Annotated in this window: 20 protein-coding genes; 16 read left to right on the top strand and 4 right to left on the bottom strand. The window is 55.6% G+C overall.

Annotation, left to right across the window (positions count from 1 at the left end):
* Positions 1 to 3 precede the first annotated feature (3 nt).
* Complete coding sequence (locus B145_RS0116825; protein ID WP_018608915.1) at positions 4 to 1359, bottom strand: sigma-54-dependent transcriptional regulator; 1356 nt, start codon at positions 1357 to 1359, stop codon at positions 4 to 6.
* A gap of 1 nt (position 1360) precedes the next feature.
* The gene (locus tag B145_RS0116830; RefSeq protein ID WP_018608916.1) at positions 1361 to 3136 is read right to left on the bottom strand and encodes a sensor histidine kinase; all 1776 of its coding nucleotides are present in this window, start codon (positions 3134 to 3136) and stop codon (positions 1361 to 1363) included.
* Between the two features lie 147 nt (positions 3137 to 3283).
* Here B145_RS0116830 and B145_RS26040 point away from each other — a divergent pair, with 147 nt between their 5' ends.
* The 7 genes from B145_RS26040 to B145_RS0116865 all read left to right on the top strand — a co-directional run bounded on the left by B145_RS26040 (position 3284) and on the right by B145_RS0116865 (position 9311).
* Complete coding sequence (locus tag B145_RS26040; protein WP_157288473.1) at positions 3284 to 4237, top strand: hypothetical protein; 954 nt, start codon at positions 3284 to 3286, stop codon at positions 4235 to 4237.
* Positions 4238 to 4245: 8 nt separating this feature from the next.
* The gene (locus B145_RS0116840; protein ID WP_026259223.1) at positions 4246 to 4701 is read left to right on the top strand and encodes a type 2 periplasmic-binding domain-containing protein; all 456 of its coding nucleotides are present in this window, start codon (positions 4246 to 4248) and stop codon (positions 4699 to 4701) included.
* Positions 4702 to 4956: 255 nt separating this feature from the next.
* Positions 4957 to 5661: a thermostable hemolysin gene (locus tag B145_RS26045; protein ID WP_083917786.1), complete on the top strand. Its 705-nt coding sequence runs from the start codon at positions 4957 to 4959 to the stop codon at positions 5659 to 5661.
* 2 nt (positions 5662 to 5663) lie between these two features.
* Positions 5664 to 7184, top strand: coding sequence for an AMP-binding protein (locus B145_RS26050; RefSeq protein WP_018608924.1), 1521 nt, complete (start codon positions 5664 to 5666; stop codon positions 7182 to 7184).
* The gene (locus tag B145_RS0116855) at positions 7159 to 7818 is read left to right on the top strand and encodes an iron-containing redox enzyme family protein (RefSeq protein WP_018608926.1); all 660 of its coding nucleotides are present in this window, start codon (positions 7159 to 7161) and stop codon (positions 7816 to 7818) included. Before B145_RS26050 ends, B145_RS0116855 begins: the two co-directional genes overlap by 26 nt.
* On the top strand, positions 7815 to 8627 hold the full coding sequence (locus B145_RS0116860) for an SDR family oxidoreductase (protein WP_018608929.1): 813 nt from the start codon (positions 7815 to 7817) through the stop codon (positions 8625 to 8627). The genes B145_RS0116855 and B145_RS0116860 overlap by 4 nt, the downstream gene beginning before the upstream one ends.
* Before the next feature lie 21 nt (positions 8628 to 8648).
* Entirely contained in the window at positions 8649 to 9311 is a 663-nt protein-coding gene (locus B145_RS0116865) for a tetratricopeptide repeat protein (protein ID WP_018608931.1), read from the top strand.
* 126 nt (positions 9312 to 9437) lie between these two features.
* Here B145_RS0116865 and B145_RS28750 read toward each other — a convergent pair whose 3' ends face one another.
* Entirely contained in the window at positions 9438 to 9614 is a 177-nt protein-coding gene (locus B145_RS28750; protein ID WP_018608933.1) for a hypothetical protein, read from the bottom strand.
* A 399-nt stretch (positions 9615 to 10013) separates the two neighbouring features.
* On the opposite strand from B145_RS28750, the gene B145_RS0116875 reads away from it, so the two are divergent.
* The 6 genes from B145_RS0116875 to B145_RS0116900 all read left to right on the top strand — a co-directional run bounded on the left by B145_RS0116875 (position 10014) and on the right by B145_RS0116900 (position 19456).
* Complete coding sequence (locus B145_RS0116875; RefSeq protein WP_018608936.1) at positions 10014 to 11225, top strand: acetylornithine/succinyldiaminopimelate transaminase; 1212 nt, start codon at positions 10014 to 10016, stop codon at positions 11223 to 11225.
* A gap of 36 nt (positions 11226 to 11261) precedes the next feature.
* The gene (locus B145_RS26055; protein WP_018608937.1) at positions 11262 to 13865 is read left to right on the top strand and encodes a response regulator; all 2604 of its coding nucleotides are present in this window, start codon (positions 11262 to 11264) and stop codon (positions 13863 to 13865) included.
* A 232-nt stretch (positions 13866 to 14097) separates the two neighbouring features.
* Positions 14098 to 15243 carry a glutamine-hydrolyzing carbamoyl-phosphate synthase small subunit gene (gene carA, locus B145_RS0116885; protein ID WP_018608938.1) on the top strand — a complete coding sequence of 382 codons (1146 nt, stop codon included), beginning with the start codon at positions 14098 to 14100 and terminating at the stop codon, positions 15241 to 15243.
* Positions 15244 to 15306: 63 nt separating this feature from the next.
* Positions 15307 to 18516: a carbamoyl-phosphate synthase large subunit gene (gene carB / locus B145_RS0116890; protein ID WP_018608939.1), complete on the top strand. Its 3210-nt coding sequence runs from the start codon at positions 15307 to 15309 to the stop codon at positions 18514 to 18516.
* An 8-nt stretch (positions 18517 to 18524) separates the two neighbouring features.
* Positions 18525 to 19001 carry a transcription elongation factor GreA gene (greA, locus tag B145_RS0116895; RefSeq protein WP_018608940.1) on the top strand — a complete coding sequence of 159 codons (477 nt, stop codon included), beginning with the start codon at positions 18525 to 18527 and terminating at the stop codon, positions 18999 to 19001.
* Positions 19001 to 19456: a DUF4149 domain-containing protein gene (locus B145_RS0116900; RefSeq protein ID WP_018608941.1), complete on the top strand. Its 456-nt coding sequence runs from the start codon at positions 19001 to 19003 to the stop codon at positions 19454 to 19456. Before greA ends, B145_RS0116900 begins: the two co-directional genes overlap by 1 nt.
* Positions 19457 to 19520: 64 nt before the next feature.
* Here the strand turns inward: B145_RS0116900 and B145_RS27645 are convergent, their stop codons facing one another.
* Positions 19521 to 19994 carry a YhbY family RNA-binding protein gene (locus tag B145_RS27645; protein ID WP_245541882.1) on the bottom strand — a complete coding sequence of 158 codons (474 nt, stop codon included), beginning with the start codon at positions 19992 to 19994 and terminating at the stop codon, positions 19521 to 19523.
* 39 nt (positions 19995 to 20033) lie between these two features.
* Between B145_RS27645 and B145_RS0116910 the strand changes: the two genes are divergently transcribed.
* The 3 genes from B145_RS0116910 (at position 20034) to folP (ending at position 23570) form a co-directional block, all read left to right on the top strand.
* The gene (locus B145_RS0116910) at positions 20034 to 20657 is read left to right on the top strand and encodes an RlmE family RNA methyltransferase (RefSeq protein WP_026259224.1); all 624 of its coding nucleotides are present in this window, start codon (positions 20034 to 20036) and stop codon (positions 20655 to 20657) included.
* 107 nt (positions 20658 to 20764) lie between these two features.
* Positions 20765 to 22651 (top strand): ATP-dependent zinc metalloprotease FtsH, encoded by a 1887-nt coding sequence (ftsH, locus tag B145_RS0116915; protein WP_018608944.1) that lies wholly within the window; start codon positions 20765 to 20767, stop codon positions 22649 to 22651.
* A gap of 67 nt (positions 22652 to 22718) precedes the next feature.
* A complete protein-coding gene (gene folP / locus B145_RS0116920; RefSeq protein WP_018608946.1) occupies positions 22719 to 23570 on the top strand; it encodes a dihydropteroate synthase in 852 nt (283 codons plus the stop codon).
* Positions 23571 to 23612: the final 42 nt, after the last annotated feature.

Consider the following 23612-nt stretch of genomic DNA (forward strand, 5'->3'; position numbering starts at 1 on the left):
TATTCATAGCTTGTATTTCTTCAACTTGTACCAGAGTGTGCGTTCACTGATGTCGAGCAGTGCGGCGGCTTTGGGTTTGCTGCCACCGGTTTGGGCAAGCGCATCGAAGATCATGCGTGCTTCCAAAGCTTCAACCACAGGGGCCATTGGGCCGATGGGCGTGGGGGAATCGGGGCCGGGTGCCGGTGTTGCGGTTTTAGGGGTGGGATCAAGGGGAAAGTGTGCGGGTTTCAAAGGCCCGTTGCCTGAGAGCACGAGTGCGCGTTCTGTGATATTTTCCAGTTCGCGCACGTTGCCGGGCCAATCGTAAGCCTGGAGTCGTTCAACGATGCCAGCGCCTAATTCGACACCTTGGGTACGATGGCCGTGCTTGGTGATGAAGTGCATGGCGAGGTGGGCAATGTCCTCTTTGCGCTCACGTAGCGGAGGGAGATTGATGGAGAAGACATTGATCCGGTAGTACAAGTCTTCGCGCAGGCGGTTGTCGCGTATAGCTTCGCGTGGGTCTCGGTTGGTGGCGGCAATCAGGCGGATATCCAGGGGAATGCTACGATTGCTGCCCAGGCGCTCCAGGGTGTTTTCCTGTAGCACACGGAGCAACTTGGCCTGTAAGGCCATGGGCATTTCCGTGATTTCGTCCAGAAACAAAGTGCCTTCATTGGCAAGCTCGAATTTCCCGATGCGCTCTTTGGCAGCGCCGGTAAAAGCTCCTTTTTCATGACCGAACAGTTCGGCCTCCAACATTTCGGCGGGGATGGCGGCGCAATTGATTGGAACGAAAAGCTTGCCGTGGCGGGGGGAAGCGTTATGGATGGCGCGTGCGGCCAATTCCTTGCCCGTTCCCGTCTCACCCGAGATCATGACAGATGTTTTGGTCGGGGCAACCTGGCGGATAAGTTCATATACCGCCTGCATGGCTGGGCTGCTGCCGACAAACGCATCCCAGCCCCGGTTCAACTCTTCACGCATGAAGCTGTTCTGGCGTGCCACTTCTTTGGTATTGAGCACCCGGGCGATGACGAGTTCCAACGCGTCAATATCAAATGGGCGAAGCAGGTAATCGCTTGCCCCCTGTTTCATTGCTTCGACGGCAGACTCCACCGAGCCATGTGCCGTGATGATAATAACGGGGGTTTCCATGCCGTCTTCACGCATGCGCACCAGCAATTCAAGGCCATCCATTTCTGGCATGCGCATGTCGGTGATGACAAGATCAATAGCATGAGTTCGCAGGATTTTCAGGGCTTCCAGCCCGTTGCCTGCGACATGAACCTGATGACCCGCCTGGTGTAGCATGATTTCCAGCACACGGCGCATATGGGGTTCATCGTCCACGATCAGGATATAGTGTTCTGGCATTTTAATCTTTCAATTCAGGCTGTGTTTGACGGGGTAGGCGGATGGTGAAACGTGCCCCCCCCAGTTCGCTTTCATCGGCTTCTATGTCGCCGCCGTGTGCCGTGATGATCTGTTGGACAATAGCCAGCCCCAAGCCGACTCCGCCTTCGCGGCGAAAGAAGAAGGCTTCGAAAATCCGGCTGCGTTCTTCGGCGGGTATGCCAGGGCCATCGTCAGATATCGCTATGCAGAACTGCTCGGGTGAATCGTGGGTTGAAATCCGGATTTGTCCGCCTGCGGCAAGAATCTGCAATCCATTCAGGATGAGGTTCAGGAGTACCTGGGTAATTTGTTCTGCGTCACACTCGATGATGGGGTTTGCTGCATCCAATTGTTCGCTTAAGCGAATCTGGCGTTTTTCGATTTGTGCCGCCAGTAGCACACTACTATGATGGATGAGTTGATGGAGATCGACAGGGGTTTTGCTCAATGCGCGTGGGCGGGCACTGTCGAGCATGGCAGACACCAAACGATTGAGGCGTTCTGTTTCACTTTCGATGAAGCCGGTCAACTCGCGGCTTTCTGCCGAGATTCCCGGATCGCGGCGCAGGATTTGCGCCGATGAGCGCAAGATGCCGAGCGGGGTGCGCACCTCGTGGGCGATGACTGAAGACATTTCCCCAACGACGGCGAGTTTGGATGCCCGGACCAGCTTGTGCCGGGATTGCTCGATATCCCGGATCATTTGTGCAAATGCCTTGCCCAATTCCTCTACTTCCCCAGTCGCGGCGGGTAATGCCATCTGTGTTGAAGAGTCATTTTTGTATTGGCGCGTGAAGTTCGTGAGCGCCACGATAGGACGGGCAATGGCGCCGCTGACCCAACTGGCGGCAGCCAATGTTGCAATCAGCAGTGCCGCCAGGATGCTCAGGGAGATGATTGCCATCCGATGTATGGGGGCTAGTGCTTCATCTAGCGGCTGGATTACCAGAACACTCAGTCCAAGGCCAGGGAAACCCGCAAAGCCTTGAGGTCGCCCCACACCGACAAGGACGGAGGAATGCCAGACGGGGCCACCTGTATGCGTGAATGCTCCGGCCGCCTGCGTGGCAGGCAGCCATTCTGCCAAAGCCTTGCCATTCAGCAGCCCCGTCTCTCTCAAACGTGTGGAGGCTGCATACACCTGCCCACGGGTGTCGATGAGCGCAATCATTCTGCCTCCTGTTGCAGAACGATCCAGCATCGCATCAATCTGACTCCAATCGTACTCAAGGACAAGCTCTCCCAAGTGTTCATTGGCAAACTGCGAGGCAATGGGCGCGCGTATAGTCAGGCTTGCGTGCTTGTCTACGTGCTGCGGCAGGTTGAGCGTGAGTTGCGCTCCGGCCAGGGATAAGCTTCGCCATGCAGGAGTGGGGGTGGGGAGGCGTTGGCCGAGTTTGGCTGGCTCGCTGCTGGCAATGATCTGGCCGTTGCGCCCTATGGCATACAACTCCCGGTATACCCCACCATAACCATTCTTGAGTTTTGCCAGAAAATTGCTGAAACGTTTGTCGACGTCCTGCACCTGCAAATCCTGAGCAACATCCAGGCTGCTCCAAGTAGCAGCGTTTTGCAGGCGTTCAAACAGGATCTTGTTGATATCCGAGGCGATAGCATCCGCCTGGGAGGCCAATCCGTGGTCGATTTCGGCCTGCATCGCCTCCCGCGCCTTGACAAAGGTCAAGGCAGCAAGAAGTATGGCGGGAACGACGCCGACCAGAAGAAATGCGCGGAGCAGGGTTTTGCGGATGGTCACTGGTGGCAGAGAGTAAATTGACAGAGAGGTTGGGCCTAAATGGCGGGTCAGAGGCGTACAAGAATCATAGCTGTGTTATGGGCAGGCAGCATCATAGCCGCAAGTGGCCCTGCTATTGCAGACGATCAAAGCACAAATGATGCCGATATGTCTCCCCGCTATGAACTGGGCCACGGACTGCGCCTGGGCAATAGTGGCTTTACTTTGGGCGGGTATGCCTCCGTAGAGTATCAAGACCGCAAGAACGAAGACCCACGATTTTCGTTGAGTAACCTGAGCGTGTTCCTGTGGTGGGAAGGCGCGTCCCGGTGGAAATTCTTCTCTGAACTTGATAGCGAAGACACGGTGGCAACACGCTACCATCTGGCAGCGGGGGAGCGGCGCTATCTGGCTTTGGAGCGGTTCTACTTCGATTATGCTTTCAATGATTCCCTGAGCTTGCGGGCTGGCAAGTTCCTTACGCCAATTGGGCGTTGGAACCTCGTCCACGCCGCGCCATTGGTCTGGACCACATCTAGGCCGCTGATCACGCAAAACCTCTTTCCAGACAACGCAACCGGTTTGTTGGCATCAGGCAATTTTCCGCTCGCCGACAGACAGATTGATTACACGCTCTACACCTCGTTGGGCGATGATCCGCATAGAGATCCGGCGCAAGACCCTTTCAGCGAAGCCTATGGTGCGCATATCAACGTTGCAGTGACTGAGAATACGCAGATCGGTGTTTCCTATACCCGTTTCGCCCAGACTGCGGTGCGGGAAGAACACAGGCAGTTGCTGGGCCTGGACTACTTGTGGGCCTACCAGGGGTATGAGCTGAGCGCGGAGACCGCTTACGTGACTTCCAGCAAAGGCGGCCCCCGAGCGGAAAAAGGTATGTTTGTACAAGGAGTTGTTCCTCTATATGGGAACCTGTACGGGGTCGGGCGGTTTGAAATGTTTCGAAGCGAGGATGCCCCACAAGCCATTCGCCGTTGGGTGTTGGGGGTGAATTATCGGACCCGCCAGTCAACATCATTCAAGCTGGAGTACATCCACGGTATTCATGATGACTATGCAGCGCCAGCAGGCATTCTCTCATCGGTGAGTGTCCTGTTTTGATGGCGACCATGCGCACCTTGTTATTGGGGCTGAGCCTGCTGCTCCTGATGGTCAGCCCTTGTGGCAGAGCAGGAACGCCAACGCCGACAATCAGCATCATTGTGGCTACCGGGGCTTCTCATCCAGGACTCAAACACGAAGAGATCGCCTTGATCTTTGCGCGAAAAAGGCGTTTTTGGGACGATGGGTCACGCATTCAAGCCGTCAATCTTCCGGCCAACAATCCTTTGCGACGCAGCTTTTCCCAACAGATTTTTAGTCGCACCCCTGAGGAACTGGAGGACTATTGGCGGAGCATGTATTTCCATGGTGATTTGCCGCCCTATGTCCTGGCTTCCGAGGAAGCGGTGATCCGCTTTGTTGCCACAACACCTGGGGCGATTGGCTATGTTTCGCATTGTGTGGTTGATGCGCGGGTCAGTGTGCTCATGCAGTTGGATGGCAGCTCAACTTGCACGCATTAAACGTGTTGCGTACCTATTGTGAGAGCCGTCCTGCAATGATTGACTGCAAAAATTGTCAACAAACATTGCGGGCTTCTCATTTTTTGCAGTGCTCTACAGGCTTGGATAAGCCAAGTGCACCTTTGTAAAAAATATATACAAATCATTTAGATAGAGCTTGGTTTGTGCTCTGTGGCACATCTGGCATCCAGTTTGCAATGGTAGTTATCAATTCGGTCGTTCAGGCCGACAACCATTTGCAACAAGGAGTCCGCCATGACGACCGCCGCGCTCTCAACGCTCTTGCCTGAAGTGTGTCCAGGGTTTGATACGGACTACGCCTCCAGGCAGAGGCGACGAAGATCCCTGTTGGGTTTGGCATCGCACACAAGGCTTGCCCATTCGCTGACCGAAGCCACATCACACCACCGGTTTGAGGTCGAGCAGTTCATCCAGCGCTGTTTCGCCGCCACCTATAGCGCGCACGTTACGCATTTTATGCCGCAACTATTCTCTCTGCGCTCCAAACAAAGTGAATTATTGGGAGCGTTGGGCGTGCGCCCGGCCAGTCAGAAATTGTTTCTGGAATGCTATCTGGATGACCCCGTGGAGGTGCTGATCAGCCGGAAACTCGGGCGACCGGTTGAGCGCCAGCGCATCATAGAAGTTGGGCAGTTTGCCGGAGATGGGGCCGGGGCTGCCCGCGCGATGATTGTGCAATTGACGGAATACCTCTATCGGCAAGGCTATCACTGGGTTGTCTTCACAGGGACATCATCCCTGCGCAACGCATTTTCCCGCCTTGGCTTGCGTCCGGTTGATGTGGCAGAGGCCGATCCGGCCCGCTTGGCGCACGACGAACAAGCTATGTGGGGAAGCTATTACCAACACCGGCCACGCGTGTTGTTTGGCGATATTGCTGAAGGCTTTGCGACGATAGGGCGCATGGCTGCCAGTCCTTACCCTATGCAGGAGGTATGAATATGAAAAGCCATGTGCTTGAGGCAATCCGCAAATACGCGCAGACATGCCCAGACAAGATTGCTTTGCTCTCCAAGGGGAGTAGTCTGTCCTATCGGGAACTGCTGGATGAAATTGAGGTATTTGCTGCACAACTCCAGGTGCATGCGCCTCGCGTATTGGGCTTGATGGCGGATAATGGAATTGACTGGGTGTTGGCAGACCTTGCCGCGCTGTTTGCGGGTATCCCCCTTGTGCCGCTGCCAGGATTTTTCTCGCGCACACAACTTCGGCATACGCTCTGGTACGCCGGAGTTGATCTGGTGCTGACCGATCAGCCAGATGCTTTGGCCGAGCGCGTGAGCCTTGCCATGACTGATGGAGGTGTGGTGTACCGCTCTCTTCATGGCATCGGCATTGACGGAAATTGTGCCGGGCTTGCCAGTCTGCCGAAAGGAACGCAGAAGATCACTTTCACCTCCGGCACTACCGGTACTCCCAAGGGTGTTTGCTTGAGTACAGAGGCTATGGAAACGGTGGCGCTGTCATTGTTCCATGTTACGGAAGCCCGCCTTGATGATCGCCATGTGTGCGTATTGCCATTGGCGACCCTGCTGGAAAATATCGCTGGAGTTTATGTGCCGCTTCTGGCAGGGGCGACATGTATTGTGCCTTCTCTGGCCGAAGTCGGTCTGAGCGGCAGTTCAGGCTTGAATGTGCTGACCCAGTTGGGGGCACTGGACTCATTGCAGGCGACGAGCGCGATTCTTGTGCCGCAGATGCTGGCCGCGCAGGTCGCCGCCATCCGGGCAGGGGCCCCAAGCCCCAAAGCCTTACGCTTCCTTGCTGTAGGTGGTGGCAGTGTGTCTCCAGCCTTGTTGCACAGTGCTGTTGAGCTTGGGCTGCCGGTGCATGAAGGTTATGGCCTGTCGGAATGCTCATCGGTTGTAGCTTTGAATCCGCCTGACGCAACGCGCCCAGGTAGTGTCGGCAAGCCTTTGCCGCATGTTCGGATTGAAATCGACCATGACGGAGAAATTCTCGTCCGTGGCGTGCACTTCTTGGGCTATCTGGGAGAGTCGCCAGAGGATGTGACGCCTGTTTTGCATACCGGCGATCTGGGGTATATGGATGAAGAGGGCTACCTCTATGTTTCAGGCCGCAAAAAGAATATGTTTATTACATCCTTTGGCCGCAACGTTTCGCCAGAGTGGGTTGAACGCGAATTACTGGCCCAGACCGGCTTGCTGCAAGCTGCCGTATTTGGTGAGGCCAAGCCTTTCAATGTAGCGGTAATCGTGGCGCATCCGTCGATGTCCCCATCAGACATTCATTCTGCGATGACCGCCGCTAACTTGCGATTGCCTGACTACGCACAAGTGGCCCACTGGATTGCAGTCAGCCAACCTTTTGCACCGGAAAACGGATTGCTGACTTCCAACGGACGACCGCGTCGCCCTGAAATTGCTGCAGCCTATTCCACCGAACTTGAAGCTCTTTACCAAGGAAACGAATCTCATGGCGTTCTACGACGAGTTGCATGAAGCCACCGCCGAGGGGCAAGCATATGTTCGCTCTGCCCCAATCATTGCAACGGCGATGGCTGGGCGAGCAACGCGTGCCCAATATCTTGCTTTTCTGACCCAGGCCTATTACCACGTTCGTCATACCACGCCGCTTCTGATGGCATGTGGTGCGCGCATTCCCGCCCATATGGAGTGGTTGCGTGAAGCCGTTGCACATTACATTGAAGAAGAAATCGGCCATCAGGAATGGATTCTCAATGACATTCGCGTCATCGGCGGGGATGTTGAAGCGGTACGCCATGGCCAGTGTGCAATCGAGACCGAATTGATGGTCTCTTATGCTTACGACACCGTGATGCGTGGCAATCCGGTTGGTTTTTTTGGCATGGTCTTTGTGCTTGAAGGCACCAGTGTGCACCTGGCTACCCAGGCTGCCACGGTATTGCAAAGCAGTTTGGATCTGCCATCCAGTGCATTTTCGTATCTGAGTAGTCACGGTTCCTTGGATATGACCCACATCGAAGATTTTCGTGGTGTGGTGAATCGATTGGAAAATGCGGATGACCGTGCTGCCGTTCTGCATTGTGCCAAAGTGTTCTTTCGTCTCTATGGCGATGTGATCCGTACCATTCCACAGGGAGAAAAGGCATGAATCTCCAAGGGAGCAAGATATTGGTGCTGGGCGCAAGCGGAGGCATCGGTAGCGCGGTGGCATATGAACTGGCAAAGGCTGGTGCGGCCTTGACTCTGGTTGGCAGACAGCGCGAATCATTGAAACGCCTGGCAAAAACGCTGGAGCAAGAGGTTGCATCAGTCAATATCCTGACCGGCGATCTGGTGGCCGACGCGCCAGGTGTGGCCCAGGCAGCCATTCGCGCTGCAACGGGTATTGATATGTTGATCAATTGCGCAGGAATGCAGGTTTTTGGGTTCTCAAACGATGAGCAGCCACAGGATACCGCCCGATTGTTTGCGACCAATGTGATCGGACCAATCCAACTGACCAATGCTTTGCTGCCGCACATGCTGGAAAGACGGCAGGGGCGGATCGTTCATGTCGGATCAATATTTGGGTCGATTGGCTTCCCGTGCTTTGCCAGCTATTCAGCGAGCAAGTTTGCTCTGCGTGGATATTCCGAAGCGCTACGCCGTGAGCTTGTTGGTACAGGGGTCAGCGTGCACTATGTGGCTCCACGCTATACCCGCACGTCCTTTAATCAGGACGCGGTGGCGCGGATGGCCGTGGCCTTGAAGATGGCACAGGATGATCCTGCGGATGTTGCGGGTCAGGTGCTCGCAGCCATCTCCAGTGATCGCGCCGATACCTATCTGGGTTGGCCGGAGAAGCTGTTTGTACGCCTCAATGCGCTTCTACCACGGCTCGTTGATCAATCGTTGATGAAACAGGTTGCGCAGATGCGCCCCTTTGCCCGCCTGAACGCAAATCGTCAAACACCCTGACCCCACGACGGAGAGAATCTGATGAAGCTACGTTATTTACCCATTTTGTTGTGCATGCTATCTACGCTTGCCAAGGCCAGTGAAACCCCGTTGCCGGAGCCTGTGGCGAACATTGCCCATCGCTGGGCTACGATCAACTATCAGATGCCTGAGAAGGAGCGTGAGTCGGCTTTCAAAGGACTCGCCCTGCAGGCGCAACAACTTGTTGATGGCAGCCCTGGCAAGGCTGAACCGAAGGTATGGCAGGCCATTGTATTGGCGAGCTATGCCAAGGCTGAGGGCGGGTTGGGGGCGTTGAGCAAAGCCAAGCAGGCGCGTGATCTGCTATTGGAGGCGGAGAAAATTGATCCCACCGTTCTGAATGGTTCGATCTATACGTCACTGGGTAGTCTGTATGCCAAGGTGCCTGGCTGGCCGATTGGTTTTGGCGACAAGAAGAAGGCCCGCTCATATCTTGAGACAGCGCTCAAGATCAATCCTGATGGCATTGATCCTCACTATTTCTATGCGGATTTTCTGGCCTCCCAAGGGGAATATGGCAAAGCCATTGAGCATCTGAAACAGGCGCTTGCCGCGCAGCCACGTCCCTCGCGCCCAGATGCTGACGCAGGTCGCCGCAAGGATGTGGAAATCTTGATGGCGTCGCTTCTGAAAGAACATGGTGACGATGTCGAGAAGAAATGAAACAAGTGTTCAATGGCACGAAGCGAGGATCTGCTTTAAAAGACAGGATCGACATATTCATGTGTGTGCTGACTGTCGCGATAGTCTTTTGGGGTACTTGTGTTTTTGCGGATTACATGGGCATTCTTAGATATTTTTTGCTGGTTTTTCCTTGATTTTTTGTTCTTTGGTCCAGTTGCCTGCCCATTCGATTGGTATGTTTTCGATGGGGCAGGTATCTGGATTCAAAAGCGCTTTTGTTTCGTGTCGTGTGAGCAACTGCTTGAGTTCGGATACCCAGGGTTGTTTCGATAGTCTTGCCATGACGGCACAGGAGCCGCCTGGTAGAGGAATAATCTTGTGCGCATCGGGACACGCCTGACCGTTCGTCGTTTTTTCAAGAACCTTCTTTCACTAAACTCCATCACTTTCCGGTAGCGGTGGTGAGGATGTCCCACGCGGCGCAAGGCCGCCTTGGTAGTGGAGCTTTTTCCATTTCGAGGTGCTTCCTCGCGCCGCCATGCACACTCGCGTGCTTTTTGCCTTACCCACCATCATGCTTTACCCGTAAAATACCGGATTGCCTATACTCATGACGAGCATGGCGCCCGTCCGCTGTGTAACCAAACCAATGCGTTTCTTTGTTGCCGGTACCGCCATGTGGCGGGCCCGCGTTTGTTTTGGTTTGAGGTGGTGAGACATGTTTTCTGGAAAGGATTTTGAGTGACTGCCGCTGTTGAAAGAGCCGATTTCGATCGTTACATGGTGCCGGTGTTTTCACCGCTGGATATGATTTTTGTAAGGGGCGAAGGCTCTCGCCTCTGGGATCAGCAAGGGCGTGACTATATCGATTTTGGCGCTGGTGTGGCGGTGACCTCCCTGGGGCATTCCCATCCCATATTGCTCAAGGCATTGAGTGAGCAGGCGGGCAAGTTGTGGCACGTTTCAAATTACTACACGAATGAACCTGCGCTGAAACTGGCCCGCAAACTGTGCGAATTAACTTTTGCCGAACGGGTGTTCTATTGCAATTCGGGGGCGGAGGCCAATGAGGCGGCATTGAAACTGGCCCGTAAGCGTGCCGTTGACAAATACGGACCCGAGAAAATTGAGATTGTCTCTTTCAACGGTTCCTTCCATGGCCGGACCTTCTTTACCGTTTCGGTGGGGGGGCAGGCCAAGTACTCCTCGGGAATGGGGCCGAATCCGGCGGGAATCGTGCATATCGATCTGCACGACGAGGCTGCGTTGCGGCGCGTGGTTGGCCCGCAGACCTGTGCGATCATCGTTGAGCCGGTGGTGGGCGAAAGTGGTGTGTTGCCCGTCAAGCCCGAGTTCCTCAAACTGATGCGTGAATTGGCCACCAAGCATGATGCAGCCTTGATTTTCGACGAGGTGCAATCTGGCAACGGGCGTACTGGCGCCTTGTATGCCTATATGAATACGGGCGTGGTGCCGGATATTCTGACCACTGCAAAGGGGATTGGCGGTGGTTTCCCTGTCGGGATCATGATGACGACTGCTGCGATGGCCGACAAGCATTTCACCCCTGGGGTTCATGGCAGTACCTTTGGTGGCAATCCCTTGGCTTGTGCGGTGTCGCTGGCCGTGTTGGATCTGATCTCCAGCCCGGAAGTCCTGGAAGGCGTCAAACGTAAGGCCAAGCATGCGGCACAACGCTTGCGTGCGATGGGTGAGCAGTTTGGCTGTTTTGCCGAGGTGCGCGAATCTGGATTGTGGTTGGGGTGTGAGCTGACACCGACGTTTGCGGGGCGTGCGGGCGAGTTTATGAAGGCCGCTGCGGCCAATGGCTTGCTTCATATTGTGGCGGGGCCCAATGTGGTGCGTATTGCCACTTCCCTTGTCATCTCTGACGCTGAGCTGGACGAGGGGCTGGACAGGATGGAGAAGACGTGTCGCCAGTTGTCAGCCTGATCGACGCGAATTTGCTTCAGACCCTGTAAGACGCCAATGACGACACTCCCCCCGTCCACCCGAGAGCAGGGCGTTGCGCCAGATGCTGCCGTGCTCTGGCGGGCGCTGGATGCGCTCGCTGCCCGTGCGGGGGAGCCCAGGGCTTTTCGTGCCTGTGCTGATGATCCCTTGCGTCTTGTCAGCCGCCTGATCACCATGCTGGACCAGCAGATGCGTGAGAAGGAACGCCTGACGCTGGCGCTTGATAGCCGCCATGATGGTTTGTGGGATTGGGATCTGCGTACTGGTGAGATGTTCTTGTCTTCCGCTTGGAAGGCCGGTTTGGGGTATCGGGACGAGCAATTCGGCAATGATCGTGCAGCCTGGGAGAGCATGATCCACACCGATGATTTACCCATGGTGCAAGACCGGATATGGCGTCATTTACGTGGAGAGGGGGAGGATTTCCACGTTGAATATCGCCTGCGCGGTGCGAGCGGCGAGTGGCTCTGGATCGCCACACATGGGCGGATTGTGATGCGCGACGAGGAAGGCAAGCCTTCCAGAATCGTGGGGACACACCGCAATGTGACTGAGCGCAAGGGTTGGGAGCTGGAGCTATTGCGGGCCAAAGAGGTGGCAGAATCTGCCAGCCGGGCCAAGAGTGATTTTCTGGCCAATATGAGCCACGAAATCCGTACCCCTATGAATGGCATCATAGGGATGACTGAATTGGCGCTGGATACCCAGCTGGATGCCGAACAACGGGGGTATCTGCAAACGGTCAAATCCTCTGCGGATGCCTTGCTATCCATCATCAACGACATTCTGGATTTCTCCAAGATCGAGGCAGGCAAGCTTGAGTTGGAGGAGATTGAATTCTCACTACCAGCGGTGATTGGGGATACCTTCAAGGCGCTGGCCTTGCGCGGGCATCAAAAAGGGCTTGAACTGGTTTTCAGCATTGCACCAGATACGCCCCAGGTGCTGCGTGGAGACCCCAATCGTTTGCGTCAGGTGCTGATGAATCTGCTGGGCAACGCGATCAAGTTTACCGATAAGGGGGAAGTCTCTCTGAACGCGCACACGGTAAGCCGGGAAGACGGCCGGGTGCGTATCGAGGTTGCCGTCCGTGATACCGGGATCGGAATTGAGCAGAGTAAGCAATTTGAGATTTTTGATGCCTTCTCCCAGGCAGACACTTCCACAACCCGTCGTTTCGGCGGCACGGGCTTGGGGCTGGCAATTTGCCGCAAGTTGGTGGAGTTGATGCGCGGGCGGATTTGGGTTGCCAGCGAGTCGGGTAAAGGGAGTGATTTCCATTTTACCTTTGAAGCAGGCGTGGTACGTAATCAGGTCAAGACTGAAAGCATTGACAACAGTTACCAGCGCATGAAGGTGCTGGTGGTTGAAGACAACGCAACAACTGCTCGTGAGGTTGGCGAAAATCTTCGGTGCTGGGGGTTTCAGGTGTCTGTGGCGGCTTCCGGGGAAGAGGCGGATGCCGCGCTCAAACTTATGGCCAAGATCGGCGATGCGTTTGACCTGATGATTGTGGACGCCAACATGCCGGACCCCGGTGGTTTTGCGCTGCCGTCCCGCTTTCATGATGCAGGTGCATGCTGTGATCGCGTCATTATGATGCTCAATTCCGATACCCAGCGCAATGATGCGGCACGCTGCCGCCAGCTTGGCGTGCGTTCCAATGTGGTCAAGCCCCTTACGCCGTCTGATTTGCTGGATGCCATCCGCTTGGCCTTGATGCCTGTTCAGGATGAGCCTGAGGTAACGCTGGCTGAATTCCAGATTGATGAGCAATTGCTGCACGCAGGCGCGGCAAAGCCGGAACGACGCCAGGAAGTGCTGTTGGTGGAAGACAATCCCGTCAATCAGACTGTGGCGACCAAGATCATGCAGCGCGCCGGGTATGAGGTCACCGTGGCGGGCGATGGACAGGAAGCCATTGAGTGGTTCGAGAAGAAGCGTTTTGACTTGATCTTGATGGATGTGCAGATGCCCGTGCTGGGGGGCATTGAGGCCACCAAGGCAATCCGGGCGCGTGAAGCCCGTCGCAGTTGGGCAATGTCCGGGCGTTGGGAGGTGACTCCAATCATCGCCATGACCGCGCACGTCATGCAGGGGGATCGGGAGCGTTGCCTTGAAGCGGGTATGGATGATTACGTCTCCAAGCCTATTCAGCCCGCAGAATTGTTTGCAGCCATTGAGCGCGTTGCCAAGCGCCTCGAAACCACTGATTTTGAAGGAATTGCGGTGTCGCAGTTAGCCGATCAGAACTGCCTCCTGCAGATCGAGCATGGTGTTGCCGATCTGGAGCAGACGCGAACCCTGCTGGAGGGGGATGAGGCGTCTGTAGACTCTTTGGTCGCAATCTTTTTGGGCGACCTGGGTAAAAACTGTGTGCAACTTGAAAAGGCGGTGGTGACCAACGACGGGAAAACGATTGGGGCCCTGGCTCACTCACTCAAGTCTTCTGTTGGGGTATTTGGAGCCGCGCTTGCGGCCGATGCCGCGTTGATGGTGGAAGTGGCTGCACGCAAAGGCGAACTGGAAGCAGCCAAGAAGGCTGTTCCAGCCCTGATTGCCGAACTCAACCGCCTCTCTGCCTATCTGCGCAGGTATCTTGAAAACAAGCAGGCTTGACGCGCTCGGTGTGGCCTTTCTCCAGGGACGCGGGCCGTTCTTCCTGTGCTTGGCTTGGCAAGCGTTGCCGAGAGGGGCGTTTTTAGGCTATAATCCATAAAGTTTTCAAGCGGGACTTGTCTGAAAGGATGAGTCCCGTTTTTCACGTCGGAAGCCCAGCATCTCCCCTTGTGTTGTGTGCCCATCGTTTGGGGACGTGGCCCGATTTCACGGATTTTAGGAGTGATCGATTGTGACGGATAACCTTTACGCCCTTCTTGCTCTTGCTGATGGAACGGTATTTCATGGACAAGGGATTGGTGCTGTAGGCAAGAGTGTTGGGGAGGTCGTATTCAACACCGCCATCACCGGCTATCAGGAAATCCTGACCGATCCTTCCTACACGCGCCAGATCGTGACGCTGACGCATCCCCACATCGGCAATGTGGGTGTGAACAGCGAAGATTGTGAATCCGACAAAGTCTATGCGGCGGGCTTGGTCATCCGGGATCTGCCTCTGCTGGTTTCCAATTTTCGTTCGGAACAAACGCTTGATGCCTATATGAAGGCCGAGAATGTGGTGGGGATCGCAGGAATTGATACCCGCAAGCTCACCCGCATCTTGCGTGAAAAGGGCGCCCAGGCGGGGTGCTTGGTTACAGCAGCCAACCAGAAGGACCTTAACGTAGAAGCCGCAATTGCTGAGGCCCGCGCCTTCCCCGGTTTGGCAGGGATGGATCTGGCCAAGGTCGTGACCACTGACAAGGCTTACGCCTGGAACTCCGGTGAATGGAAGCTTGGCAAGGGTTATGTGGAGCAGACCAAGACCGCTTTCCATGTGGTGGCGTATGACTTTGGCGTCAAGCGCAATATCCTGCACATGTTGGCCGAACGTGGTTGCAAGCTGACTGTGGTGCCTGCGCAGACGCCTGCTGCAGATGTACTGGCGATGAACCCGGATGGCGTGTTCCTGTCCAATGGCCCTGGAGATCCGGAGCCCTGTGATTATGCGATTGCTGCGGTTCGTGAATTCCTTGATCGTAGGTTGCCCGTGTTCGGCATCTGTCTGGGGCATCAGATCATGGGGCTGGCTGCTGGGGCAAAAACCCTGAAGATGAAGTTCGGCCACCACGGCGCCAACCATCCGGTTAAGGATCTGGATAGCGGCCGGGTGATGATTACCAGCCAGAACCACGGTTTTGCAGTGGATGAAAAGACCCTGCCTGCCAACGTGCGTGCGTCACACGTGTCGTTGTTCGATGGCAGTCTGCAAGGCTTGGTGTGGACGGATCGTCCCGCCCTGTGTTTCCAGGGGCACCCTGAAGCCAGCCCTGGCCCACATGATGTGTCCTACCTGTTCGACCGTTTCATCAAGTTGATGGTAGCGGCAAAGCAGTAAGAATTCCGGTTGGGTGCGGGTTTCGATCCGTGCCCCAAACAGCAACGAAATCCAGGTGTTGATATGCCCAAGCGGACAGACATTCAATCCATTCTCATCATCGGCGCTGGCCCGATCATCATCGGCCAGGCGTGTGAGTTCGACTATTCCGGCGCCCAGGCCTGCAAGGCGCTGCGTGACGAGGGTTACAAGGTCATTCTGGTCAACAGCAATCCGGCCACGATCATGACTGACCCCAATATGGCCGATGTGACATACATCGAACCCCTCACTTGGCAGGTGCTCGAACGTATCATCGAGAAGGAGCGTCCGGATGCCGTGCTGCCGACCATGGGCGGGCAGACTGCGCTGAACTGTGCTTTGGACCTGTGGCACCACGGCGTGCTGGAAAAATACAAGGTGGAGCTGATCGGTGCTACGCCGGAAGCCATCGACAAAGCTGAAGATCGTCAGAAATTCAAGCAGGCCATGGGAAAGATCGGGCTGGAATCAGCCCGTTCTGGGATCGCTCACAGCATGGAAGAGGCTCTGGCCGTGCAGGCCCAGGTCGGATTCCCTGCAATTATCCGTCCGTCCTTCACAATGGGCGGCACGGGGGGCGGGATTGCCTACAACATTGAGGAATTCAACGAGATCTGTACGCGTGGCTTGGATCTGTCGCCTACACGCGAGCTGTTGATCGAAGAATCCTTGCTGGGTTGGAAAGAGTTCGAGATGGAAGTCGTGCGTGACAAGCACGACAATTGCATCATCATCTGTTCTATCGAAAACCTTGATCCGATGGGCGTGCACACGGGGGACTCGATCACGATCGCTCCGGCGCAGACCTTGACCGACAAGGAATACCAGATCATGCGGAACGCCTCGATTGCGGTATTGCGTGAAATTGGTGTGGATACCGGGGGCTCCAACGTTCAGTTTGCGGTCAATCCCAAGGATGGCCGCCTGATCGTCATCGAAATGAACCCACGTGTGTCTCGCTCTTCGGCGCTGGCCTCCAAGGCAACTGGTTTCCCGATTGCCAAGGTGGCCGCCAAGCTGGCGGTGGGCTTTACGCTGGATGAATTGAAGAACGACATTACCGGTGGCGTGACGCCGGCATCGTTCGAGCCTTCGATTGACTATATCGTCACCAAGGTGCCGCGCTTTGCGTTCGAAAAATTCCCGCAAGCCAATAGCCGCCTGACGACCCAGATGAAGTCGGTGGGCGAAGTGATGGCCATTGGCCGTACCTTCCAGGAGTCTTTCCAGAAAGCCTTGCGTGGCCTGGAAGTGGGCTCTTATGGCTTGGATGAGATTGAGTGTGACCGCGAAGAGCTTGAGCTGGAACTCGCCAACCCTGGCTCGCAACGCATCTGGTACGTGGGGCAGGCGTTCCGTGAAGGCTTGAGCCAGCGTGAGTTGCATCAACTGACCAAGATTGATCCGTGGTTCCTGGCACAGATCGAAGATATTGTTCGCAGCGAAAAGAATCTGGTTGGCCGCTCACTGAAGAGCCTGGACGCCAATGCCTTGCGCGCACTCAAGCGCAAGGGCTTCTCTGACCGCCGCCTGGCCAAGCTGTTAGCAACAGATGAAACTGCCGTGCGTCTGCACCGCCGCAGCACTGGGGTTCGTCCGGTGTACAAGCGTGTGGATACCTGTGCGGCAGAATTCGCGTCCAATACGGCTTATATGTATTCCAGTTACGAAGAGGAATGCGAAGCCCAGCCCAGCGACAAAAAGAAGATCATGGTTTTGGGCGGCGGCCCGAACCGTATCGGTCAAGGGATTGAGTTTGACTACTGCTGCGTGCATGCGGCTTTGGCCATGCGTGAAGATGGCTATGAAACGATCATGGTCAACTGCAACCCCGAGACCGTGTCGACCGACTATGACACATCGGATCGCCTTTACTTCGAACCGCTGACCCTGGAAGACATCCTGGAAATCGTTGCGGTTGAAAAGCCGCTAGGCGTGATCGTGCAGTTTGGTGGGCAGACCCCGCTCAAGCACGCCCGCGAGCTGGAAGCTAATGGCGTGCCTATCATCGGCACCAGCCCGGACATGATTGATGCGGCGGAAGACCGCGAGCGTTTCCAGAAGCTGCTTAACGATCTGGGCCTGCGTCAGCCCCCTAACCGTACCGCACGGACCGAGGTGGATGCGATTCGTCTTGCAGCCGAAATCGGCTACCCACTGGTGGTGCGCCCCAGCTATGTGCTAGGTGGCCGGGCTATGGAAATCGTCCACGAACAAAAAGATCTTGAGCGCTACATGCGTGACGCGATCAAGGTTTCGAATGATTCACCGGTATTGCTGGATCGCTTCCTCAATGATGCGACCGAGATTGATGTGGATGCCTTGTCTGACGGCACCCAGGTGATGATCGGCGGGATCATGCAGCACATTGAGCAAGCCGGTGTTCACTCAGGTGATTCGGCCTGTTCGCTGCCGCCTTACACGCTGTCCAAGCCTTTGCAGGATGAATTGCGTCGTCAGACCGAGCTGATGGCGCGTGCCCTGAGCGTGGTGGGGCTGATGAACGTTCAGTTCGCCATCCAGGGGGAGACTGTGTATGTGCTTGAAGTGAACCCACGTGCTTCACGTACTGTACCGTTTGTGTCCAAGGCTTGCTCCTTGCCGCTGGCAAAGATTGCCGCCCGTTGCATGGCAGGGCAGAGTCTTGCTTCGCAAGGTGTGAAGGGGGAGATCATTCCGCCTTACTATTCGGTGAAGGAAGCCGTATTCCCCTTTAACAAATTCCCTGGTGTGGATACCATTCTGGGGCCGGAAATGAAGTCAACGGGTGAGGTCATGGGGGTTGGCAAGACTTTTGCCGAAGCCTTTGTGAAGAGCCAATTGGCTGCGGGTACACGTCTGCCTTCGTCGGGGACTGCCTTTATCAGTGTCAAGCAGTCAGACCGGGCCAAGTCCGTTGATGTCGCTCGTGAGTTGCTTGACCTGGGTTTCAAGGTTGTGGCCACCAAGGGAACTACGGCCTATTTCCATGAAGCCGGGCTGACAGCTATCACCGCAGTGAACAAGGTGATGGAAGGTCGTCCGCACATTGTTGATATGATCAAGAACAACGAGATTTCCTTGGTCATCAATACGGTGGAAGAGCGCCGCCAAGCGATTGTTGATTCGCGCTCTATCCGCACCAGTGCGCTGGCTGCCAAGGTGACCGTGTTTACCACGATCGAGGGGGCACGTGCCGCCTGTATGGGCATTCGCCATATGAATGAACTTGAACCTTATGCGTTGCAAGAGTTGCACGCACAGTTGAATTAAGAACAGCAATGATCAAGACTCCTTTAACTAAAAACGGTGCCGAGCAACTGCGTGCAGAGCTTCATCGCCTCAAGACGGTTGAGCGTCCCAGCGTGATTGCAGCCATCGCTGAGGCACGCTCGCACGGCGATTTGTCCGAAAACGCGGAATACGACGCAGCCAAGGAACGCCAGGGCTTTGTTGAGGGGCGTATTGCCGAGGTCGAATCCAAGCTTTCCACGGCCCAGATCATTGATCCGGCATTGTTGGATGCCGATGGCCGTTGCGTCTTTGGTGCCACGATTGACCTGGAAGATTTGGATTCTGGCGCCCGCGTGGTCTATCAGATCGTGGGTGAAGACGAAGCGGACCTCAAGAGCGGCAAAGTTTCGGTCAGCTCTCCCATCGCTCGCGCCTTGATCGGCAAGTTTGCCGGGGATGTGGCGGAAGTTCAGGCTCCGGGCGGCGTGCGCGAATACGAAGTCATTGACGTGCGTTACATCTGATGAGCCGCGTTGCCGAATATCTCTTTGCTTTGGCGGTCACCCTTTGGGTGGGCGCACTGTGGGCGATCGGTTATATTTCGGCGCCAGTGCTCTTCAATGTATTGAGTGACCACAACCTGGCTGGGACCATTGCAGGGCAGCAGTTTGGAATTGTTGCCTGGCTTGGGGTCGGCTGCGCGCTTTACCTGATGGGCTTTTTGTTTGCCAGAGAAGGTTTGGCTGCGTTTAAGACACTTGCCTTGTGGTTGATTCTGCTGATGTTTGTGCTGACTTTGGCAGGGCACTTTGGTATTGAGCCTATTCTCAGCCATTTGCGTCAGGAAGCCATGCCCCGGCAGGTGATGGAGAGTGTGTTTCGAGATCGCTTTGCCACATGGCACGGAATTGCCAGTGTGCTATACCTCATCCAGAGTGTGCTGGGTGTTGCATTGGTGACCCAGGTTTTCAAGCGCTGAAAAACAGGCATGCAAAAAAGGCGGGCCAGCTTGGCTCCGCCTTTTTTAGCTTATGGCGTAAGGTTTAGCGTGCGCTTTTGCGCAGGCGACCACTGCCCGCTGCGGGTTTGCGATAGCGTGGGGCCGGGGCGCCAACCAGCGCTTTGCGCGGTGCGTTCGCTGTGGTGGGGCGGCCTGGGCGAAGGTTGAAAGAAGGCTCTTGGGCAACCAGCTTGCGGCCACGCGCAGGTTTTGCTGCGGTATTGGGGCGTTCAACATGCAGTTCTGGATTGGGGCGATAGACCACCAGCAGTTTGCCGATGCTTTGGATCGCCACACAGCCAAGCTGGCTGCAGGTTTCAGCAAGGTAGGCGGCACGGGCTTCGCGGTCGTCACCATAAACCCGGATCTTGATCAGCTCATGAGATTTAAGGGCCGCATCGATTTCCTTGAGCACAGAAGCGCTCAGGCCATTGCCAGCTATGCTGACGACAGGGTGCAGGTGGTGGGCTTGGGCGCGTAGCTCGCGTCGCTCAATGGGAGTAAGTTCTAACATCATGATTCCTTTTCTAAACCGCGATTTTATCCGTTCCTGACCATGAAGCGTAGTAAATCCAGTAAAGCATGGATGCAAGAGCATCTGACGGACCAATGGGTACAGAAGGCCAAAGCCGAAGGATACCGCTCTCGCGCGGTTTTCAAGCTTTTGGAGATTGATAAAAAAGATCGCTTGCTCAAGCCTGGAATGGTTGTGGCCGAATTGGGCGCGGCACCAGGTTCCTGGTCGCAGGTTGTAGCACCCCGCTTGCGTCCTGGTGGGCAATTGTTCGCGCTGGATATTCTGCCGATGGAGCCTGTGCCAGAGGTGATCTTCCTGGAAGGAGACTTCAGGGAGGAGTCGGTTTTGTCGGAATTTGAGCGTTTGTTAAATGGTCGGGTTGTGGACCTTGTACTTTCTGACATGGCCCCCAATATATCGGGCATTGCCTCCAGCGATGAGGGGCGGATGATGCACTTGGCCGAGTTAGCCCTGGATTTTTCCGTCAATCATCTGCGCCCAGGGGGCAACATGCTGATCAAGGTCTTTCAAGGCTCCGGATTCATGGAGTATAGGACCGCAATGCAGAAGATTTTCCGTACTGTTGCTGCGCGCAAGCCTGAAGCATCGCGGGATCGAAGTGCAGAAGTGTACCTTCTTGGCTTGGACAAGAAGCAGGTATGATGTAGGGGATCTATCAGGCTGATTGTTTGCAGACGGGAACGTTCGTCTCTAGAATCGGTCTGTAGCCATGTATTTCCGGAATTTTGCCGGAGTGAATTGGAGTTGCCTTGAACAACGTATTCAAAAATCTTGCAATCTGGTTGGTGATCGGCGTTGTGCTGATTACCGTCTTTAACCAGTTTAATAATCGCCAGGCTGCCCAGAACACGGTGGAATACTCGCAGTTTATGGAGGACGCCAAGGCGGGCCGTATCTCCAAGGCCGTGGTGGATGTTCAGAGACGCGTTGTTGTGGCGACAACATCGGATAACCGCCAGATTACTGTCAATACTCCGTCTGATCTTTGGATGGTGGGTGATCTGATGAGATATGGGGTGCAGGTTGCATCCAAGCCAGAGGAAGAGCAATCCTGGCTGATGAGCGCACTGCTGCAAATGTTGCCTTTGTTGCTCTTGGTGGGGGTGTGGATTTTCTTCATGCGCCAGATGCAAGGAGGCGGGCGCGGTGGTGCCTTCTCCTTCGGTAAGAGCAAAGCCCGCATGTTGGATGAGTCAGCAAACTCGGTGAATTTCGCGGATGTTGCAGGGTGTGACGAAGCCAAGGAAGAGGTGGCCGAACTGGTCGACTTCCTGCGCGATCCTTCAAAATTCCAGAAGCTTGGTGGCCGTATCCCCAAAGGCGTGCTGATGGTGGGCTCTCCGGGTACAGGTAAAACCCTGTTGGCCAAAGCTATTGCAGGCGAAGCCAAGGTCCCCTTCTTCAGCATTTCCGGCTCGGATTTTGTGGAAATGTTTGTCGGTGTGGGCGCGGCCCGTGTGCGCGACATGTTTGAGCAAGCCAAGAAGCACGCGCCTTGCATCATATTTATTGACGAAATTGACGCGGTCGGTCGCCAGCGTGGTGCCGGGCTGGGTGGCGGCAATGATGAGCGCGAACAAACCCTTAACCAGTTGCTGGTTGAAATGGATGGCTTTGAAGGGCAGACAGGGGTGATCGTGATTGCTGCGACCAACCGCCCGGACGTCCTTGACCCGGCTTTGCTGCGCCCTGGTCGTTTTGACCGTCAGGTGACGGTGCCGTTGCCAGATATCCGTGGCCGTGAGCAGATTCTCAAAGTGCACATGCGCAAGGTTCCCATTGCACCCGATGTTGATCCGAATGTTTTGGCGCGAGGCACCCCTGGCATGGCGGGGGCGGATCTAGCCAACCTCGTCAACGAGGCGGCTTTGTTCGCAGCGCGTGGCAACAAGCGTTTGGTCGATATGGACGACTTCGAGCGCGCCAAGGACAAGATCTTCATGGGCGCAGAACGCAAGTCCATGGTGATTACGCCTGAGGACAAGAAGAAAACCTCATATCATGAGTCCGGGCACGCCATCGTTGGGTATCTGTTGCCTGGTTGCGACCCGGTCCACAAGGTGAGTGTCATTCCTCGTGGCCGTGCGCTAGGAGTGACGCTGTCGTTGCCGGAAATTGATCGCTTCAGCTTGTATCAGGATCAGATGTTGGCACAGATCAGCATGCTGTTTGGTGGCCGTGTTGCCGAGGAAATCTTTGTCGGGAACGTATCGACGGGTGCTTCAAATGACTTTGAGCGTGCAACGGCCATTGCCCGTGACATGGTGACCCGTTACGGCATGTCCGAAGTGCTTGGTCCCATGGTGTATGCCGAAAATGATGGGGAAGTATTCCTGGGGCGTTCTGTGACGACGCACAAGAATGTATCTGAGGCGACCATGCAAAAGGTCGATGCAGAGATCCGCCGTATTTTGGATACGCAGTATGCGTTGGCAACCAAGCTGCTGAAAGAAAATGCTGACAAGGTCGAAGCCATGACTGCAGCATTGCTGGAGTGGGAGACCATTGATGCAGACCAGATCAAGGACATCATGGAAGGCCGTACTCCACGTTCTCCCAAGTCCTTGGCGGGGGTCGCTCCCAAGCGTAGCGACGATAGTGGGCCACAGCCCAACGCTCCCGCGCCAGTAGCCTGAGCCTGTCTGCTTTTGTCGCCAAGGCCCCGCAGATGCGGGGCCTTTTCTTTACGGATGAGGATGCTTTATGTCGGTTCCCTCTTTGTGGCGGTGTGGGCGCTATACGCTCAGCTTTGATGTGCCCGCCATCATGGCCATCATCAATGTGACGCCAGACTCATTTTCAGGCGATGGTTTGTCTGGTTCTCGTGATGCAGCCATGTGTCAGGGAGAGGCTGCCATACGAGAGGGTGCGGCGATTCTTGATCTGGGGGGCGAATCTACGCGTCCTGGGTCTGAATCGGTGCCAGTACAGGAAGAACTGGATCGAGTCATGCCTGCGCTTGAGGCTTTGGTCTCGCTCGGAGTGCCTGTTTCGGTGGATACCGTCAAGCCTGAGGTGATGCAGGCAGCTATTCGGGCTGGGGCTGCGATCATTAATGATATCAATGCGCTGCGTGCTCCTGGTGCGGAACAGCTTGTGGCCCAAAGCGACGTCGGGGTGTGTCTCATGCATATGCAGGGCGCACCGCGTAGCATGCAGGTGGCGCCCCAGTATCAAGATGTGGTCAAGGAAGTGGAGGCATTCCTTCAGGAGCGCTGTGCAGCTTTGATGGCACAAGGGGTTGCGGCAGATCGACTTTGTGTCGATCCAGGTTTTGGTTTTGGCAAAACTTTGGAACACAATCTGCAATTGTTTAAAGCCCTGCCTGAATTATGTGCAAGGCGTTGGCCTGTGCTAGTGGGGGTATCGCGCAAAACCATGTTGGGCAAGCTGACCGGGCGGGATGTCAACCAGCGTGTCTTTGCGGGGGCTACGGCTGCCGTGTTGGCTGCGCAGCGTGGGGCGGCCATTTTGCGGGTACATGATGTGGCGGCAACGCGGGACGCGTTGTCTGTCTGGGCGGCCATTGAGCGGGATCGCATCAACGCCTATTGAGCATGGGCGGGCGACAAGGCACAATCCGCCACCACCATATAT

Source organism: Uliginosibacterium gangwonense DSM 18521 (assembly GCF_000373965.1).
GTDB classification, from domain to species: Bacteria; Pseudomonadota; Gammaproteobacteria; order Burkholderiales; family Rhodocyclaceae; genus Uliginosibacterium; species Uliginosibacterium gangwonense.